Here is a 17,582-nt window from a genome sequence, read left to right on the forward strand (position 1 = left end):
ATGATGTTCCGGACCTGCGCGCACGCCGGAACGTGCGGACAGGTCCGGAATGTCCGAGGTCAGACGTGGAGGTTGGCTCGCTCGAGGTCTTCGGCGAAGTCGATCTCGACGGCGTAGAGGTCGCTGATGTCGAGAGGCTCGACGAGCATGCCGTTGCGCTCGATCGCGAGCTCGATGCCGCGCTCGAAGTAGTCCTGTGCGCCGACCTTCTGCAGCTGGCGGATCAGCACCGCCTTGTCGCGCGAGGACACGTAGTTGATGCCGACGGCTTCGCCGAGGCCGCCCTTGACGGTCTTGGAGAGCTGATCGATGTACCCCTCGGCGCTGGTCGTGTACTTGACCTCCTCGTCGGAGACCGACGCGGTGTTGACCGTCACGAAGGACTGGTCGCGGACGATCAGCGGGCGAACCCGGTCGAGCACCTCGGGGTCGAAGACGACGTCGCCGTTCATCCACAGCACGCCGCCGTTTCCGGATGCCTGGAGGGCGCGGAGGAGGCTCTTGGAGGTGTTGGTCTGGTCGTACTGCTCGTTGTAGACGAAGCTCGCAGCCGGGAAGGCTTCCATGATGTGCTCGAGCTTGTAGCCGACCACCACGGTGACGTCGGCGTCGCGGCCGAAAGCGTGGTGGATGTTGTCGAACTGCTGACCCATGATGGTGCGGCCGTCGCTCAGCTCAGTGAGCGGCTTGGGCAGCGAGCGTCCGAGACGCGAGCCCATTCCGGCGGCGAGGATCACGATTTGCGTGGTCACGTTTGTTCTCCTGATGTTCACGGGTTGCCTCCGAAAGAGACACCCGGTGCATGTAGACGCCATTTTACGGGGTACAAGCAGGCCGTGAATAGGGGGACGAACCGCCTGTAGCGGGATCGTGATGTCGAACTCGGTGAATTCACAGCTTGCGCAAAGGCGAGCCCAAGTCGGCGGATGACGATTGCTCCGAACCGCGCCTGCTTCGGTTGATAGCGTTGGACCCGTGACAGAAGCGCCGGAGAGTACGAACGACAACTCGCCGACGCTGGACGAGAAGGCCGGCACCGCTGTGCCCGCCAAGCCTTCACGGCCTTCGGTGCCGAGTCCGGCGGAAACCGAGTCGACGACCGCGACATCGACGAGCCGGTCGACGCCGCGCTCCCCGCGCACGCGCACCCGGACGAAATCGACGGGCTCGAGCACAGCGAAGACCCCGCCCGCCGCGAGCGGACGCACGCCGTCGAGTACCTCGCCCTCGGCAGGCAGCGACACGACGACGTCGTCGAGGTCCGGATCCGGTTCTCGACGGGTCACCACCGGTGTCACTTCGGCGTCCACGGCGGCGAGCGCATCGGCCGCAGCCGTCGCGCCCGGACAGGATGCCCCGGAGCAGACGCCCGTCGACTCGGCTCCCGCGCAGTCGGCCTCCGCTGTGCCGAGCGCCGCCGATTCCCGCCCCGCCCAGGCGGGCTCGAAGAAGTCGGGCTCGGAGAAGTCGGGCACCGGGAAGTCGGGCTCCGCGAAGTCGGGGGCCGCGAAGTCCGGCAGTGCGAAAACCGGCAGTGCGACGGCCGGCGCTGCGAAAGGCCGCACCGTCAGCGCCAAGGCTGCGACCGCGACATCGGTTGAGCCGAAGGACGACGCGACGACGACGACCGACGCATCCGCGACAGCCGAGTCGGAGACCGCGACGACGGGGGCGGCGAACTCCTCCGGATCCGAAGGGTCGAAGGCCGGCTCCCAGCGGCAGCCGGCACCCAAGCCGCCGACCGCCATCACCTTCTCCGCTGCCGAGAAGGCGGTGACGAGGCCGCCGAGGCCGAACGCGAGGCCGGTCGCCGCGAAGCCGCCCGCCGCGAAAGAGTCGGCCGCGAAGGCCCCTGCTGCGAACGCCCAAGCCTCGAATACCGCTGCCTCGAATGGCGCCGTCGACAAGACTCCCGTCGAGACGGCCCTGCCGGTCGCTGAGACGACTCAGGTGGCACCGTCGCCCGCGGTCGAGTCTCCGACGACTCAGTCGGCGACCGCGAAGGCGCCGGTGAAGGCCGAGCCCACCGCCGAACCGCCGGCCAAGCCCGAGAAAGCCGAGCCGGTCGAGCAGTCGCCGCGTGCCGAGAAGGCACCTGCGGCGAAGTCCTCACCGCAGTTCTCCCAGATCGTGCTGTCGATGACAGGTCTGAGCAAGCGATTCGGTGACAAGGTCGCCGTCGACGCGATCGACCTGTCCGTCCCGACGGGATCGTTCTACGGCATCGTCGGGCCGAACGGAGCCGGGAAGACGACGACCCTGTCCATGGTCACCGGTCTCCTGCGTCCCGACTCGGGCACCGTGACGGTTCACGGCATCGACGTCTGGAAGGAACCGGAGCGCGCGAAGCGCAGCATCGGCGTCCTGCCCGACGCGCTCAAGCTGTTCGACCGGCTCACCGGCGCCCAGCTGCTCTACTACTCCGGCGTCCTCCGCGGTCTCGACCGCGACACCGTGGTCAAACGTTCCGCCGACCTCGTCACCGCGTTCGGCATCGACGATGCGGTCAACCGCCTCGTCACCGACTACTCGGCCGGCATGACGAAGAAGATCGCCCTCGCCGCTGCGATGATCCATTCGCCCCGCCTCCTGGTGCTGGACGAGCCGTTCGAGTCCGTCGATCCCGTCTCCGCGGCGAACCTGATCGAGATCCTGCAGCGTTACGTCGAGAGCGGCGGCACCGTCGTGCTCTCGAGCCATGGGATGGACTTCATCCAGCGCGTCTGCGATCACGTCGCCGTCATCGTGGGCGGGCACGTCCTCGCCTCGGGGACCATGGACGAGGTCCGCGGGGAGCAGACGCTTGAAGACCGTTTCGTCGAGCTCGCGGGCGGACGCAAAGCTGCAGAGGGCATGGAGTGGTTGCACAGTTTCTCCGACTGAAACTGCGGCTGCTCGGCAACGCGTTCAAACGCAGCCCCTGGCAGATCTTCGGTCTCATCGTCGGAATCGTCTACGGCGTCGGCATCGCGTTCTTCGCTGTCGTCGCACTCATCGGGCTGCGCTTCGCCGACCCTGACATCGCACGCAACTCGCTGATCATCGCCGGCTCGGTCGTGGTGCTGGGGTTCACCCTCGTGCCGCTCGTGCTCGGCATCGACGACACTCTCGACCCTCGGCGCTTCGCCCTGTTCGGGATTGACAACCGTCGCCTCGCCGTCGGCCTCATCGTGGCGGCGATGATCAGCATCCCGTCGCTCGCGATCACCGCGATCGCGCTCGCCTCGGTCATCACCTGGACCCGCGACGTCGGCACCACGCTGATCGCCCTGGTCAGCGCTCTCGCCATCGTCGCCACGTGCGTGCTCGCGTCCCGGGTCACCACTTCGGTCGCCGCCTACGTCCTGTCCACACGGCGGGCGCGGGAGTTCACCGCGCTCGTGGGCATCCTCGTCATCGTCATGATCTCGCCCGTCGTCATCATCCTCAGCGAGGTCGACTGGGGCCGCGACGGCGCGAGAATGCTCGGCAGCATCGCCGACGGTCTCGCCTGGACGCCGCTCGGCGCGGTGTGGGCTGCCCCCGGCGACGCGGCGACGGGGGAGTGGGGCCTCGCCTTCCTGCACCTGCTCATCGCGCTCGCCACGGTCGGACTGCTGTGGCTCGCCTGGCAGGGGCTGCTCGCCCGCATGCTCGTCACTCCCGAGCGGGAGGGACGGGCGAAGAAGTACGAGGGGCTCGGCTGGTTCGATCGGCTGCCCGCCAACCCGGGCGGTGCGATCGCCGCCCGCACCGCCACCTACTGGCTGCGCGATCCGCGCTACCGCAACTCGCTCTTCATCATCCCGATCTCCGCGATCGCCCTCACGATCCCGTTCGTCGTGGTCGGGGTGCCGCACCACGTCGTCGCACTCGTGCCCGTACCGGTCTTCGCCCTGCTGCTCGGCTGGTCCGTGCACAACGACGTCGCCTACGACAACACCGCGGTGTGGCTGCACGTCGCGTCCGGCACGCGCGGGCGCGCCGACCGCCTCGGGCGCCTCTTCCCGGCCCTGGTCATCGGCATCCCCGTCATCGTCGCCGGATCCTTCTTCGCAGCCTGGTACGCGGACGACTGGTCGCTGGCCGGCGCCCTCATCGGGGTGGGCATCGCGTTGCTGTTCAGCGGCTTCGGGCTCTCGAGCGTGTCGTCGGCCCGCTTCCCGTATCCGGTCGTCCGCCCCGGGGACGGCGCGTTCAGTCAGCCGCAGAACACCGGGGCGACCATGGCCCTGGCCCAGTCGATCATCTTCGTCTCGTCGGTCATCCTGTCGCTCCCGACGATCGGGCTGGCCGCGCTCGGCTTCTTCTACGGAGGCGACTGGTACATGTGGGCCCTGCTGGCCGGAGTCGGCACCGGTCTCCTCGTGCTGATCGGCGGGGTGGCCCTCGGTTCCCGCATCTTCAGTCGTCGGGGTCCCGAGATGCTCGCCTCCGCCCTGCTCAACAGTTGAGGCCCGCGCGTAGAATCGACTCCGTGGGCTACTCAGACTCGACGACAGAACCCGGCGGGGGCACCGATGTGCTCGACCGCGAACTCCAAGAGCTGATCGAGAAGGAACAGCTCGACGACGGCGATCACGACAAGTTCGCGCACTACGTCAAGAAGGACAAGATCGTCGAGTCCGCGGTGACCGGCAAGCCGGTCCGGGCGCTCTGCGGCAAGAAGTGGGTTCCCGGGCGCGACCCGTCGAAGTTCGCGGTCTGCCCCACCTGCAAGGAGATCTACGAGTCCCTCCGCGAATAGCGGAGTTCGAAGCGCCGGTCAGGCGTAAGTGGTCGGGATGATCGGATCACCCTGACTGAGCCGCATCCCATCGCGGGGGAGTTCGGCCATGACCGCGGTGTGGTGTTCGCGGGCTGCCGCGGTGCCCTCGGGGCCGCGCCACTCGGGTCGCACCACTCCCGCTTCGATGAGCGGGACCTGCAGCGCGCGCTCGTCGGGCGTCGCGGTGGGGACGCCGTCGGTGTCGAGTCTGACCACCTCGGCGCGGGCGACCCCCGAGGTGTCCCGCCGTCGGAAGGCGTGCTTGCTGCCCCCGACGCTCGCCTTGGCGGTCGACTTCTTGGCCACGGACAGCCAGTCGCCCCCGCGGTCGCGGTGCGCGACGAGCTTGTAGACCATGCCCGCTGCGGGGTGCCCGGAACCGGTGACGAGCGAGGTGCCCACACCGTAGGAGTTGACGGGGGAGGCGGCGAGTGCGGCGATCGCGAACTCGTCGAGGTCGTTCGTCACCGTGATCCGCGTCGAGGTGGCGCCGAGGGAGTCGAGCTGGGCACGGACCTCGGCGACCACGATGTGCAGATCGCCCGAGTCGATCCGGACTGCGCCGAGCCCGGTGCCGGCGACCTCGACCGCTGTGCGGACCGCGGTCGGCACAGCGAAGGTGTCGACGAGGAGGGTCGTCCCGGTCCCGAGCGAGTCGATCTGGGCCTGGAAGGCCTGACGCTCGTCGTCGAAGAGCAGGGTGAACGCGTGCGCGGCGGTGCCCATCGTCGGGATGCGCCACTCCCGTCCCGCCTCGAGATTGGAGGTCGCCGCGAAGCCGGCGATCCAGGCCGCGCGCGCCGCCGCGACCGCGGACCGCTCGCCCGTGCGCCGCGAACCCATCTCGGACAGCGGTCGACCCCGGGCGGCGGACACCATGCGCGCCGCGGCGGTCGCGACCGCGCTGTCGTAGTTGAGAACGCTGAGGATCAGGGTCTCGAGCAGCACCGACTCGGCGAACGAGCCCTCGACGACGAGGAGCGGCGAACCGGGGAAGTACAGCTCGCCCTCGCGGTAGCCGCGGATGTCGCCGGTGAACCGGTAGTCGGCGAGGTAGTCGAGCGCGTCGCCGCTGACGACCTCGTTGTCGCGCAGCCAGGTCAGCTCCTCGTCGCCGAAGCGGAACCGCTCGATCGCGTCGAGCAGGCGCCCGGTGCCGGCGAAAACGCCGTACCGGCGTCCTCCGGGGAGGGACCGGGCGAACACCTCGAAGACGCACTCCCGGTCGTGCAGGCCCGCCTTCAGCGCGGCGTCGAGCATCGTCAACTCGTAGCGGTCGGTCAGCAGCGCGGTGCTCTCGGTCACGATGGTCAGCCTAATCCGGGCGGGGGAGGCGCTTCGCCCGTGTCCCCCTTAACGGGGATTACCTGATGAGGGGCGGGGTCTTTACGATGGCGGTACCCACCGCTGCGGTCACCCCCTGCAGCATGACGGATCACCCCCTCCGTCGTCTCCTACCCGAGAGCCCCCTATGTCCCTGCCCTTGCTCGGCTCGACCGCGCCTGCCGCGATGCTCGCGTCCGGTGTCGACCTCATGCCCGCCGCCGTCGTCACGCTCGTCGTGGTCGGCCTCGCGGTGGCGCTCATCGTGGCGTCTCTCAAGCGCGGGGAGTCGGACGAATAGACTCGGCTACCGTGACTGACGCGCCGATCGGAGTATTCGACTCGGGCGTCGGCGGTCTCACGGTCGCCCGGGCGATCATCGATCAGCTCCCCGGCGAATCAATCCTGTACGTCGGTGACACGGCGAACGGCCCCTACGGCCCGTTGCCCATCGCGGATGTCCGCCGGCACGCCCTCGCCGTCATGGACGATCTCGTCGAGCAGGGAGTCAAGCTCCTTGTCATCGCCTGCAACTCGGCATCGGCCGCCGTTCTCCGCGATGCCCGCGAACGGTACACGGAAGGTCACGGGATCCCCGTCGTCGAGGTCATCCAGCCTGCCGCCCGCGCCGCAGTCCGGCAGACCCGTAACAAGAGGGTCGGCGTCATCGGCACTGTCGCGACGATCACCTCGGGCGCCTACGAGGACGCCTTCGCCGCGGCTCCCGAGCTGACTCTCGTCAGCGCGGCGTGCCCGCGTTTCGTCGAGTTCGTCGAGGCCGGCGTCACGTCGGGAGACGAGCTCTTCGACGTCGCCCGCGAATACCTGCGCCCGCTCACCGAGGCCGACATCGACACCCTCGTGCTCGGCTGCACCCACTATCCGCTCATGTCCTCGGCCATCCAGCTCGTGGTCGGCCCCGACGTGACCCTCGTCTCGAGTGCCGCCGAGACCGCAAACGACGTCTACCGCAACCTCGTTCAGCGCGGGCTGATGCGTGCATCCAGCACCCCGCCGAGCCGCGTCTACGAGGCGACCGGCGAGAGCGCCGATGAGTTCACCCGGCTGGCCCGGCGCTTCCTCGGCCTCGAGGCTCCCAGCGCCTCGTCGGTTCTCACGGGCGCGATCCAGCTGCCGCAGCTCGACTGAGCCCCGTCGACCCGCGCCTCCGCCCCATTCCATCTCCGATTCCGCACTTCCACGAAGGGACGCGACCATGACAACACGTGTCGACGGACGCAATGCCGACGACCTCCGCCCGGTCACCATCGAACGCGGATGGAGCGCGCAGGCCGAAGGGTCGGCCCTCATCTCGTTCGGGGGCACGCGGGTCCTCTGCACGGCCTCGTTCACGAACGGCGTCCCCCGCTGGCTGAGCGGTAAGGGCTCCGGCTGGGTCACGGCGGAGTACGCGATGCTCCCGCGCGCCACGAACTCGCGCAACGATCGCGAGTCGGTCAAGGGCAAGATCGGCGGACGCACCCACGAGATCTCGCGGCTCATCGGCCGCTCGCTACGAGCCATCATCGACCTCAAGGCGCTGGGTGAGAACACCATCGTGATCGACTGCGACGTCCTCCAAGCCGATGGCGGAACCCGCACCGCAGCGATCACGGGCGCTTACGTCGCACTGGCCGACTCGATCGAATGGGCGCGCGAGCGCAAGTTCATCGGCCAGAAGGCGGTGCCGCTCATCGACACGGTCGCGGCCGTCTCCGTCGGCATCATCGACGGCGAGCCGATGCTCGACCTGGCATACACCGAGGACGTTCGCGCCGAGACCGACATGAACGTCGTCGCCACCGGTCGTGGACTGTTCGTCGAGGTGCAGGGCACCGCCGAGCGCGCACCGTTCGACCGCCGCGAGCTGAACGAACTGCTCGACCTCGCCGTCGCGGGAACCGACACCCTGGCCGAGTTCCAGCGCACGGCCCTCGGCATCGATCTTCCCGGCGCGACGCGATGAGCGGGGGATCCGACAGCGCTAGCGCGGTTCGCGTGGTCCTCGCGACGCACAATGCGCACAAGGTCGAGGAGCTCCGCCGCATCCTGGGCGACCGGCTCGTGGGCATCGAGCTTCTCGGCTACGACGGCCCCGAGCCCGTCGAGGACGCGGACAGCTTCGCGGGCAACGCGCTGATCAAGGCCCGGGCCGCCGCCGAGCACACCGGGCTGCCCGCGATCGCCGATGACTCCGGCATCAGCGTCGACGCCCTCGACGGCGCGCCCGGCATCCACTCGGCCCGGTACGCGGGCACCCGCGACTCGGGCGACAACCTGCGGCTCCTGCTCGCCAACCTCGTCGGCGTCCCCGCCGACCAGCGCGGCGCTCAGTTCAACTGTGCCGCCGCCGCGGTGATCCCCGTCGACGGCGGCGACGCCATCGAGCACGTCGAGGTGGCCGAATGGCCCGGCGTCGTGCTCGAGCAGCCGGCCGGCGAGGGCGGGTTCGGGTACGACCCGATATTCCAGCCCGAAGGGGAGACCCGGTCGGCCGGACAGCTCACCGCAGCCGAGAAGGATGCCGTCAGTCACCGCACGCAGGCCTTCACGGCACTGCTGCCCTGGCTGCGCGAACGCATCGGCTGAGCTGCTCCACCTGCGGAGGCGCCGCATACGGGCGGGGTGTGCTGGCGTCCGGGGCCTCGTGGACCTACCGTTGAGCCGATGCATTCCCACGATCACGGCAGCGAGCACGGCGGGTCCTCGAGAACCCGTCTCATCATCGCGCTCGCGATCACCGCCAGCGTCGCCCTCATCGAGGTCGGGGGAGCCTGGCTCACCGGTTCGCTGACCCTGCTCGCCGATGCCGGTCACATGCTGTCCGACTCGATCGGGCTCGTCGTTGCACTCTTCGCCACCGTGGTCGCCGCGCGACCGGCGACCGATCGATCGACGTTCGGCTACCGCCGGGCCGAGGTGCTCGGTGCACTGCTCAATTCGCTTCTGCTGCTCGGCATCGCGCTGTTCGTGGGCATCGAGGCCGTGATCCGACTGACGAGCGCCGACGCCGGCGACGTGCTCGGCTTCCCGATGCTCATCGTCGCGGCCATCGGTCTGATCGCGAATCTGTCGTCGCTCGCCGTGCTGCGCGGCGGTCGCGAGGCATCCATCAATATGCGCGGCGCCTACCTCGAGGTGCTCGGCGATCTGCTCGGGTCCCTCGCCGCCGTCATCGCGGCCGTCGTCATCATCACGACAGGTTTCGCCCGTGCCGACTCCATCGCCTCGCTCCTCGTCGCGCTGCTGATCATCCCGCGCGCGCTCCTGTTGCTTCGCGATGTCGTATCGGTTCTCACCGAGTCGGTTCCGACCGGGACGAGTGTCGCCGAGATCCGCCAGCACATCCTCGAGGCGCCCGGAGTGGTCGACGTGCATGACGTGCACGTCTGGGCCATCACCACCGGCGCGCCCGTTTTCACCGCACACGTCGTCGTCGAGACCGAGATCTTCGAGGAGGGGCGCACCGACGCCGTCCTCGACTCGCTCGGCGGGTGCCTGTCCGACCACTTCGATGTCGCGCACTCGACCTTCCAGCTCGAGCCCGCCTCGCACGCCGGCCATGAAGAGGCGCAGCACCGCCACGCCTAGCCGCCCGCGTCGTTGCGAGCGCTCCGCGTAGAGTCGCAGCATGGCCGTCAGCCCCTCCGCCACGGTGATCGAGGACTACCTCAAGGTCATCTACGCGCACACCGAGTGGCAGCCCGAGCCGATCACCTCATCGCAGCTCGCCACCCGGCTCGCGCTCGCCCCGTCGACGGTGACCGAGATGGTCAAGAAGCTCGTCGCGAAGGGCCTCGTCGAGCACCGGCCCTATGCCGCGATCACGCTCACCGAGATCGGTCGGGCGCAGGCCCTGCGCATCGTGCGCCGGCATCGGCTCATCGAGACCTGGCTCGTGGGACAGTTCGGCTACTCGTGGGACGAGGTCCACGACGAGGCCGAGGTGCTCGAGCACGCCATCAGCGATCGCCTCCTCGATGCGATCGATGCAGCGCTCGGGCATCCCCGTCACGACCCCCACGGCGACCCGATCCCCGACGGACGGGGAGCCGTCGTGATACCCGATGCGGTTCGGGCGGATGCGCTCCGCGAGGGCGATCGCGGGGTCATCGTGCGCATCAGCGATCGGGATCCCGCGGTGCTCCGGCACGTGGCCCAGTGCGGACTCGAGGTGGGCGGCGAAGTCGGCGCCGAGGACTTCGACGAGCAATCGGCGTCCGATGTCTGGGTGTCATTGATCTGACACCCGCGAACCCCTAAAGTTTCGGAGTACCGAAACATGAGGGGTGCCGTGTCGATCAAGACCCAGCCGCTTCCGACGGCGGTCCGCGTACTGCCGCTCCTCGGGCCCGCCTTCGTCGCCGGCGTCGCCTACCTCGACCCCGGCAACGTCGCCAGCAACATGACAGCGGGGGCGGCCTACGGCTACCTGCTCGTCTGGGTCGTCGTCGCGGGCAACGCCATGGCATGGCTGATCCAGTACCTCTCCGCCAAGCTCGGCATCGTCACCGGGGCGAGCCTGCCCGAGAACCTCGGCCGCCGGATCACCCGCAAGTCGAGTCGGTACGCGTTCTGGGTGCAGGCCGAGCTGGTGGCGATGGCCACCGATGTCGCCGAGATCCTCGGAGGAGCGATCGCACTGAACCTGCTCTTCGGTCTGCCGCTCCTGCTCGGCGGGCTCATCACCGGCGTCATCTCCCTTCTGCTGCTCGTCGTGCAGAGCCGGCGTGGCCCGCGCGTATTCGAGACGGTCATCGTCGGCCTCGTTCTCGTGATCGTCGTCGGCTTCTGCGCGGGCATCGTCGTCGGACCTCCCGACCCGGCCGACGCCATCGCGGGGCTCGTTCCGCGATTCGAGGACTCGGGCTCGGTGCTGCTGGCCGCCTCAATCCTCGGCGCCACGGTGATGCCGCACGCCATCTACGCGCACTCCGCCCTGAGCCGGGACCGCTTCGTGGGGCTCGAGCCCGTGGCGAGCCGCCGAGTGCTGCTACGCGCCACCCGGGTCGACGTGACGATCGCGCTCGCCATCGCGGGCGGTGTGAACGTCGTCATCCTGCTGGTCGCGGCGGCATCGCTTCAGGGGGTGCCGGGCACCGACACACTGGAGGGCGCCTATGCCGCCATCTCGGCAGGTCTCGGTCCGCTCGTGGCGACGCTGTTCGCTCTCGGGCTCCTCGCGTCGGGGCTCGCGTCCTCGTCGGTCGGCGCCTATGCGGGCTCCGAGATCATGCGGGGGCTGCTGCACATCCGGATCCCGCTCCTGCTTCGCCGGGCCGTCACGCTCATCCCCGCGCTGATCGTGCTCGCGATCGGCGTCGAGCCGACGCTCGCCCTGCTGCTGAGTCAGGTGGTGCTGTCGTTCGGGATCCCGTTCGCGCTGATCCCGCTCGTCTGGCTGACGGCGAGGCGTTCCGTGATCGGCGATTCGGTCAACAGGTGGTGGACCACGGCTCTCGCCTGCATCGCCGCCGCTCTGCTGATCTCACTCAACCTGACGCTGCTCTGGCTGATCGCGACGGGCGGCTGACGCGGCCCTCGGCTGAGACGGGATGGCGCAGGGCTCAGTCGGGCTTCTGGTCGAAGTACTTCTCGTCGACGACGAGGTCCTCTGCGGCGACCTCAGGCTCGGCTGCTGCGGCGGCGCGTGCCTTCTTGGCCTTCCGCATGCTCTGCACGTAGTGGTAGATCGTCGGGACCAGTGTCACGACGACCGCGGCGAGCAGGATGATGTCGATGTAGTTCACGACGAAGTCGCGCAGGATCGGGATGTAGCCGAGCACGAAGCCCAGGGCGGTCAGCCCGGAGCCCCAGATGATCGCGCCGATCGCGTTGTAGAGCGAGTACTTCTTGTAGTTCATGTGGCCGACGCCGGCGGCGACGGGCGCGAAGGTGCGGACGACCGGGACGAAGCGGGCGAGGATCACGGCGAGTCCGCCGAAGCGCTCGAAGAACTTGTTGGTGCGCTGCACGTTCTCGGTGCTGAACAGCCCCGAGTCCTTGCGTTCGAAGATGCGCGGACCCGCCTTATGGCCGATCAGGTAGCCGACCTCGCCGCCGAGGAACGCCGCGAACGAGATGGCGAGGCAGACGAGCCAGATCGGGTAGCCGAGCACCCCCGAGAAGGTGAGCACGCCGGAGATGATCAGGAGCGTGTCGCCCGGGAGGAGGAATCCGACGAGCAGGCCGGTCTCGGCGAACACGATGAAGCAGATGCCGAGCAGAGCCCACGCACCGAAGCCGTCGATGAGAGTGGCCGGGTCGAGCCAGGGGATGAGGGCGGTCGGCGATACGTGCACGGGGCTCCAGTCGTCGGGCGGCCGATGCCGCGAGCAGATCTCGGCGGGGGCCGGAACAAGACGTCCGCCCAGGGTAGCCGACCCACCCCCGGTGGACGGGGATGCCTCGGGCGTTTACGAGCACCCGCCTCCCCGCCCCCGCTCGGGTACTCCGGGCGCAGACGCACGTTGCGGCAGGCGTGTCGCGCCGGAACGTGCGTATCCACTGACAACACGGGCGCCGACGGAATACCCGATCGGCCGCCGAGGTCTGACCCTGTATCCCTTCGGAAGGACACAACATGACAGACAAGGTCTGGTTCATCACCGGTACCTCGCGCGGTTTCGGCCGCGAGTGGACGGAGGCCGCTCTGGAGCGCGGCGACAAGGTCGCGGCGACCGCACGCGACACGGGCACGCTCGACGATCTGGTCGAGAAGTACGGGGACTCGATCCTGCCCATCCCGCTCGATGTCACCGACCGTGAGGCCGATTTCGCCGCCGTCGCGCAGGCGAACGAGCACTTCGGACGGCTCGACATCGTCATCAACAACGCCGGCTACGGCCAGTTCGGTCTGATCGAGGAGATCACCGAGGAGGAGGCGCGAGCTCAACTGGAGACCAACGTCTTCGGAGCGCTCTGGATCACCCAGGCCGCCCTCCCGATTCTCCGCGCCCAGGGCGGCGGGCGGATCATCCAGGTGTCGTCGATCGGCGGCATCAGCGCCTTCCCGAACATCGGGATCTACAACGCATCCAAGTGGGCGCTCGAGGGCTTCTCGCAGGCGCTCGCCCAGGAGGTCGAAGGCTTCGGCATCCATGTGACCCTCGTCGAGCCGGGCGGGTTCGCGACCGACTGGGGCGGGGCCAGTGCCAAGCACTCGGACCCGATCTCCGCGTACGACTCCCTGCGGGAGACGATGCAGGAGCAGCGTCGCAAGCGGCTCGGCACCCCCGGGGATCCGTCGGCGTCGGCCGCCGCCATCCTCAAGATCGTGGATGCGGACGAGCCGCCCCTGCGTGTCTTCTTCGGAACCAGCCCGCTCGGGACGGCGAAGGCCGACTACGAGGGTCGGATCGCGACGTGGGAGAAGTGGAACGACGTGTCGACGCTCGCCCAGGGCGGCGAGTAGAGGACCGCACCCGTCGAGAACGCGCGGTCGAGCAGCGACCGCACACCAGGCTCCGCCCGCCGAGCAGCGACGGGCGGAGCCGGGGTCAGAGTGCGGCCCTGAGCCACGAGTCGATGCCTTCGACGTGGCTCCTCACGGCGGCGCCGGCTCGTTCGGGGTCGCCGGAGGCCAGGGCGGCCACGATGGCCTCGTGTTCCGACAGGGTGCGGGCCGTCGCGCCGTCCTGGGTGATGCCGCGCCAGATGCGGGCCCGCACCGTGGCACTCGACATGCCCTCGATGAGACTCGACAGGTAGGCGTTGCCGCCCGCTTCGGAGATGAGGCGGTGGAATTCGAGGTCGTGCTCGACGAGAGACTCGATGGGGGCCGCCGCATCGACCGATGCGATCGACTGCGAAAGTGCCCGGAGCTGATCTTCGGTGATGACGAGGGCCGCGCGGGCCGCCGCGAAGGGTTCGAGCACCCCGCGCACCTCGAAGATCTCGAGAACCGATGAGTCGTCGTGCAGGTCGACAACGAAGGCGAGCGCCTCGAGCAGAAGTCGGGGTTCGAGACTCGTGACGTAGGTCCCGTCGCCGCGCCGGACGTCGAGCACTCGGATGATCTCGAGCGACTTCACGGCCTCGCGCAGCGAGTTGCGTGAGAGCCCCAACCGCTCGCTGAGCTCCTTCTCGGGCGGCAGTCGATCACCGGGCTTGAGCTCGCCCGACACGATCATCGCCTTGATGGTGGCGATCGCCTCACCTGTCACTGCCATCTGGAGATCCTAGTTATCGGCGGAGAAGGTGTACTCCTCGATCGAGGCGGCCCGCATCTCGGCACCCGAACCGGGTCTCCGAGGGGCTGCGTAGCGGCCTCCGTGCACGACGACAGGGTCGACGAAATGCTCATGCAGATGATCGACGAATTCGATCAAGCGACCTTCGGTGGTGCCCGAGACCGCGACCGCGTCGAACATGGCCAGGTGCTGCACTATCTCGCACAGTCCGACGCCTCCCGCGTGAGGGCAGACGGGCACTCCGAACTTCGCGGCGAGGAGGATGATGGCGATGTTCTCGTTGACACCGGCCACCCGGGTCGCGTCGATCTGCAGCACCTGGAGTGCGTCGGCCTGCAGGAACTGCTTGAACATCACCCGGTTGGCGCCGTGCTCGCCCGTCGCCACCGGCGTCGGCGCGATGGCCCGTGCGATGGCCGCGTGCGAGAGCACGTCATCGGGATTGGTGGGCTCCTCGACCCAGGCGAGGTCGAATCGGGTGAGGTCGCCGATCCAGTCGATCGCCTCGTCGCGATCCCACCGCTGATTGGCGTCGATCGCGATGCGGATGTCGGGGCCGACGGTTTCGCGCGCGATCTGCAGGCGCCGGATGTCGTCGGCGCGGTCCGCGCCCGACCTTGAGCTTGATCTGACTGAATCCGTCGGCGACGGCCTCGCGACTGAGGCGGACGAGCTTCTCGTCCGAGTATCCGAGCCAGCCGGGGGTGGTCGTGTACGCCGGGAACCCCTCGGTCAGGAGCGTCCGCTCGCGCTCGGCGCGCCCGCGACGGGAGCGGTTCAGGATCTCGAGGGCCTCGTCGCGGGTCAGTGCGTCGGAGAGGTAGCGGAAGTCGACGAGGTCGACGATCTGCTCGGGGGAGAGGCGCGCCAGCAGCTGCCAGAGCGGCAGCCCCTCGCGCTTGGCCTTCAGGTCCCACAGGGCGTTCACCGCCGCCCCGATCGCCATGTGCATGACACCCTTCTCAGGACCCAGCCAGCGCAGTTGCGAGTCGTAGACGAGTTCCCGCCACAGTCCGCCGAGATCGTCGAGTGTGGTCTCGACCTCGCGGCCGACGAGCCAGGGCTCGAGTGCCTGGATGGCGCGCGCCTGCACGTCGTTGCCGCGTCCGATGGTGAAGACGAACCCGTGTCCGGCCAGGCCATCCGTCGCATCGGTTGTGATGCGCAGATACGCGGCCGAGTAGTCGGGGTCGGGGTTCATGGCGTCGGAGCCGTCGAGTGAGAGCGAGGTGGGGAAACGGACGTCTGTGGTCTCGAATGCGATGAACTTGCTCACTGATGAACCTCCCGGCTACGGTGATGCCGAGCTAAACATCGGATGTCTGCCATGTCAACGGCGCATCCACTGAATGCGTGAGGGAGCGGCAATGAAGCTAGCGCGGCTGGGCGAGATCGGGCACGAGGTGCCGGTGCTCGTCGATGGTGATCGGTATCTCGACCTCCGGGGGGTCGTCACGGATATCGACGCCCACGCGCTTTCGGTCGAGGGGCTGAGGAGGATCTCTGAGGCGGCCGGGTCGCTGCCTGAGCTCGAGGATGCCGCCGGGCGCCGCATCGGTGCCCCGCTCACGCGTCCGGGAGCTGTCATCTGCATCGGCATGAACTACGCCGCGCACGCCGCCGAGTCCGGTTCCGAGCCGCCCACCATTCCGATCATGTTCCTCAAGGCGCCCAACACCGTCGGCGGCCCCGACGACGAGGTCGCCATCCCGCGCCGGAGTGAGAAGACCGACTGGGAGGTCGAACTGGCCGTCGTCATCGGGGAGCGCGCCCTCTATCTCGACTCACCCGCCGATGCGCGGAGGCACATCGCCGGATATCTCGTCGCCAACGATCTCTCGGAGCGCGAGTTCCAGATCGAGCTCTCGGGTGGTCAGTGGAGCAAGGGCAAGGTCAGCCCGGGGTTCAGTCCTCTCGGCCCCTGGCTCGTCACGAGCGACGAGATCGACCCGTCGGATCTGCGCCTCCGCAGCTGGGTCAACGGCGAACCGCGACAGGACTCCTCGACGGCCGACCTGATCTTCGATGTCGACCACATCGTGTGGCATCTCAGCCAGTTCATGGCGCTCGACCCCGGAGATGTCATCATGACCGGCACGCCCGAAGGCGTCGCGCTCTCGGGACGATTCCCCTACCTCAAGGCCGGTGACGTCGTCGAGATCGAGATCGAGGGTCTCGGCCGCCAGCGCCAGGTCTTCGCACAGGCATGAACGGACAGGTGCACAGCATGGAATTCTCGGGTCTCGTCGCAGTCGTCACAGGTGGCGCCTCCGGCATCGGGGCATCGGTCGTGCAACGACTTCTGGACGGCGGGGCACGTGTCGCCGTGCTCGACCTGCGCATCGACACAGCGCATCCCGACACCTTCGCGGTCGAGGCCGATGTCTCCGACCTCGCGTCGGTGCAGAAGGCGATCGACGCCGTGGCCGCCGAGCTCGGCGGCATCGACATCGTGGTCAACAACGCGGGCATCGGGGCTCAGGGATCGGTCGAGACCGTCGATGAGGCGGAGTGGGCGAGAGTTCTCAGCATCAACGTCACCGGCATGGCTCGCGTCGCCAGCGCGGCGCTGCCGTATCTGCGCCGATCGGGTGCGGCCGCCATCGTGAACACCTCATCGGTCGCCGCGACCGCGGGGCTGCCGGCGAGGGCGCTCTACAGTGCATCGAAGGGTGCCGTGCTCGCCCTGACCCGCGCCATGGCGGCCGATCACATCAGGGAGGGCATCCGCGTCAACGCCGTCAACCCGGGCACCGCCGACACCCCGTGGGTGAGCCGACTGCTCGACTCGGCCGACGACCCGGGAGCAGAGCGCGCAGCGCTCAACGCCCGCCAGCCCCACGGGCGCCTCGTCGACCCGAACGAGGTCGCCGAAGCAATCGCCTACCTTGCGAGCCCGCGCAATCGCTCGACGACCGGCACCAGCATCGCGGTCGACGGCGGCATGCAGGAGCTCCGACTGCGTCCGGTCCACGACTGATATCGAGTCCGTGCGCAGCTCGACCGCCGCCCCGAGGATCAGCTGATCGGTGGGCCTGGCGGCCCAGTGCGGAAGGCGGGACTTGATCCCCATCGCTCGGCCGTCACGCCGCTACGCGTCGCGCCGGAACCGGCGACGTGGGCCCACCGCACCACCTGGCTTGACCGGCCGGCGGGGACCCCGGCGCGATCTCGCGGGCGCCTTCCGCCCAGGGCCTGGCGGCCCAGTGCGGAAGGCGGGACTTGAACCCGCACGCTCGAAAGCACAGGAACCTAAATCCTGCGTGTCTGCCAATTTCACCACTCCCGCGTGACAGCAAGTTTAGAAGCCGCCCGGCCCC

Annotated in this window: 17 protein-coding genes, 1 tRNA gene and 1 pseudogene; 13 read left to right on the top strand and 6 right to left on the bottom strand. The window is 68.7% G+C overall.

Annotation, left to right across the window (positions count from 1 at the left end):
- Positions 1-59: 59 nt before the first annotated feature.
- Positions 60-752 (bottom strand): phosphocholine cytidylyltransferase family protein, encoded by a 693-nt coding sequence (locus DDQ50_RS08535; protein ID WP_116756340.1) that lies wholly within the window; start codon positions 750-752, stop codon positions 60-62.
- Positions 753-1,950: 1,198 nt separating this feature from the next.
- Here DDQ50_RS08535 and DDQ50_RS08540 point away from each other — a divergent pair.
- The 3 genes from DDQ50_RS08540 to DDQ50_RS08550 are packed head-to-tail and all read left to right on the top strand — an operon-like array spanning position 1,951 to position 4,726.
- Entirely contained in the window at positions 1,951-2,883 is a 933-nt protein-coding gene (locus DDQ50_RS08540) for an ABC transporter ATP-binding protein (protein WP_240614314.1), read from the top strand.
- Positions 2,859-4,433, top strand: a complete 1,575-nt coding sequence (locus tag DDQ50_RS08545; RefSeq protein WP_205663615.1) for a hypothetical protein — start codon at positions 2,859-2,861, stop codon at positions 4,431-4,433. The genes DDQ50_RS08540 and DDQ50_RS08545 overlap by 25 nt, the downstream gene beginning before the upstream one ends.
- A 23-nt stretch (positions 4,434-4,456) precedes the next feature.
- Positions 4,457-4,726, top strand: a complete 270-nt coding sequence (locus DDQ50_RS08550) for a DUF3039 domain-containing protein (protein WP_116756341.1) — start codon at positions 4,457-4,459, stop codon at positions 4,724-4,726.
- Positions 4,727-4,744: 18 nt separating this feature from the next.
- On the opposite strand, the gene DDQ50_RS08555 is transcribed toward DDQ50_RS08550, so the two are convergent.
- Positions 4,745-6,052, bottom strand: coding sequence for a nicotinate phosphoribosyltransferase (locus tag DDQ50_RS08555; RefSeq protein ID WP_116756342.1), 1,308 nt, complete (start codon positions 6,050-6,052; stop codon positions 4,745-4,747).
- A 166-nt stretch (positions 6,053-6,218) separates the two neighbouring features.
- Here DDQ50_RS08555 and DDQ50_RS17245 point away from each other — a divergent pair, with 166 nt between their 5' ends.
- The 7 genes from DDQ50_RS17245 to DDQ50_RS08585 all read left to right on the top strand — a co-directional run bounded on the left by DDQ50_RS17245 (position 6,219) and on the right by DDQ50_RS08585 (position 11,603).
- A complete protein-coding gene (locus tag DDQ50_RS17245) occupies positions 6,219-6,371 on the top strand; it encodes a hypothetical protein (protein WP_165829753.1) in 153 nt (50 codons plus the stop codon).
- Positions 6,372-6,382: 11 nt separating this feature from the next.
- Positions 6,383-7,219, top strand: coding sequence for a glutamate racemase (murI, locus tag DDQ50_RS08560; RefSeq protein WP_116756343.1), 837 nt, complete (start codon positions 6,383-6,385; stop codon positions 7,217-7,219).
- Positions 7,220-7,286: 67 nt separating this feature from the next.
- A complete protein-coding gene (gene rph / locus DDQ50_RS08565; protein ID WP_116756344.1) occupies positions 7,287-8,036 on the top strand; it encodes a ribonuclease PH in 750 nt (249 codons plus the stop codon).
- Entirely contained in the window at positions 8,033-8,659 is a 627-nt protein-coding gene (gene rdgB / locus DDQ50_RS08570) for an RdgB/HAM1 family non-canonical purine NTP pyrophosphatase (protein WP_116756345.1), read from the top strand. The genes rph and rdgB overlap by 4 nt, the downstream gene beginning before the upstream one ends.
- Before the next feature lie 78 nt (positions 8,660-8,737).
- Positions 8,738-9,661, top strand: coding sequence for a cation diffusion facilitator family transporter (locus DDQ50_RS08575; protein WP_116756346.1), 924 nt, complete (start codon positions 8,738-8,740; stop codon positions 9,659-9,661).
- Between the two features lie 40 nt (positions 9,662-9,701).
- Positions 9,702-10,316: a metal-dependent transcriptional regulator gene (locus DDQ50_RS08580; protein WP_116756347.1), complete on the top strand. Its 615-nt coding sequence runs from the start codon at positions 9,702-9,704 to the stop codon at positions 10,314-10,316.
- Between the two features lie 36 nt (positions 10,317-10,352).
- The gene (locus DDQ50_RS08585; protein ID WP_116756348.1) at positions 10,353-11,603 is read left to right on the top strand and encodes an Nramp family divalent metal transporter; all 1,251 of its coding nucleotides are present in this window, start codon (positions 10,353-10,355) and stop codon (positions 11,601-11,603) included.
- Between the two features lie 34 nt (positions 11,604-11,637).
- Here the strand turns inward: DDQ50_RS08585 and DDQ50_RS08590 are convergent, their stop codons facing one another.
- Complete coding sequence (locus tag DDQ50_RS08590; RefSeq protein WP_116756349.1) at positions 11,638-12,372, bottom strand: DedA family protein; 735 nt, start codon at positions 12,370-12,372, stop codon at positions 11,638-11,640.
- Between the two features lie 281 nt (positions 12,373-12,653).
- Here DDQ50_RS08590 and DDQ50_RS08595 point away from each other — a divergent pair, with 281 nt between their 5' ends.
- Positions 12,654-13,484 carry an SDR family oxidoreductase gene (locus tag DDQ50_RS08595; protein WP_116756350.1) on the top strand — a complete coding sequence of 277 codons (831 nt, stop codon included), beginning with the start codon at positions 12,654-12,656 and terminating at the stop codon, positions 13,482-13,484.
- Between the two features lie 85 nt (positions 13,485-13,569).
- Here DDQ50_RS08595 and DDQ50_RS08600 read toward each other — a convergent pair whose 3' ends face one another.
- Both DDQ50_RS08600 and DDQ50_RS17605 read right to left on the bottom strand, forming a co-directional pair.
- Positions 13,570-14,241: a FadR/GntR family transcriptional regulator gene (locus tag DDQ50_RS08600; RefSeq protein ID WP_116756351.1), complete on the bottom strand. Its 672-nt coding sequence runs from the start codon at positions 14,239-14,241 to the stop codon at positions 13,570-13,572.
- Between the two features lie 9 nt (positions 14,242-14,250).
- Positions 14,251-15,538 (bottom strand): annotated as a pseudogene (locus DDQ50_RS17605) (enolase C-terminal domain-like protein).
- Between the two features lie 91 nt (positions 15,539-15,629).
- Between DDQ50_RS17605 and DDQ50_RS08610 the strand changes: the two are divergent.
- Positions 15,630-16,472 (top strand): fumarylacetoacetate hydrolase family protein, encoded by an 843-nt coding sequence (locus DDQ50_RS08610; protein ID WP_116756352.1) that lies wholly within the window; start codon positions 15,630-15,632, stop codon positions 16,470-16,472.
- A 17-nt stretch (positions 16,473-16,489) separates the two neighbouring features.
- On the top strand, positions 16,490-17,242 hold the full coding sequence (locus DDQ50_RS08615) for an SDR family NAD(P)-dependent oxidoreductase (RefSeq protein WP_205663616.1): 753 nt from the start codon (positions 16,490-16,492) through the stop codon (positions 17,240-17,242).
- Positions 17,243-17,469: 227 nt separating this feature from the next.
- On the opposite strand, the gene DDQ50_RS08620 is transcribed toward DDQ50_RS08615, so the two are convergent.
- Positions 17,470-17,551, bottom strand: a tRNA-Leu gene (locus DDQ50_RS08620).
- Positions 17,552-17,582: the final 31 nt, after the last annotated feature.

Source organism: Amnibacterium flavum, assembly GCF_003097495.1.
Lineage (GTDB): Bacteria > Actinomycetota > Actinomycetes > Actinomycetales > Microbacteriaceae > Naasia > Naasia flava.

Excerpts from the sequence above, each read along its gene's own strand:
- DDQ50_RS08600 (WP_116756351.1), bottom strand. The coding sequence starts at position 14,241 with ATGGCAGTGACAGGTGAGGCGATCGCCACCATCAAGGCGATGATCGTG.
- rdgB (WP_116756345.1), top strand. The coding sequence starts at position 8,033 with ATGAGCGGGGGATCCGACAGCGCTAGCGCGGTTCGCGTGGTCCTCGCG.
- DDQ50_RS08585 (WP_116756348.1), top strand. The coding sequence starts at position 10,353 with ATGAGGGGTGCCGTGTCGATCAAGACCCAGCCGCTTCCGACGGCGGTC.
- DDQ50_RS08610 (WP_116756352.1), top strand. The coding sequence starts at position 15,630 with ATGAAGCTAGCGCGGCTGGGCGAGATCGGGCACGAGGTGCCGGTGCTC.
- DDQ50_RS08595 (WP_116756350.1), top strand. The coding sequence starts at position 12,654 with ATGACAGACAAGGTCTGGTTCATCACCGGTACCTCGCGCGGTTTCGGC.
- DDQ50_RS08615 (WP_205663616.1), top strand. The coding sequence starts at position 16,490 with ATGGAATTCTCGGGTCTCGTCGCAGTCGTCACAGGTGGCGCCTCCGGC.
- DDQ50_RS08580 (WP_116756347.1), top strand. The coding sequence starts at position 9,702 with ATGGCCGTCAGCCCCTCCGCCACGGTGATCGAGGACTACCTCAAGGTC.
- DDQ50_RS17245 (WP_165829753.1), top strand. The coding sequence starts at position 6,219 with ATGTCCCTGCCCTTGCTCGGCTCGACCGCGCCTGCCGCGATGCTCGCG.
- DDQ50_RS08575 (WP_116756346.1), top strand. The coding sequence starts at position 8,738 with ATGCATTCCCACGATCACGGCAGCGAGCACGGCGGGTCCTCGAGAACC.
- rph (WP_116756344.1), top strand. The coding sequence starts at position 7,287 with ATGACAACACGTGTCGACGGACGCAATGCCGACGACCTCCGCCCGGTC.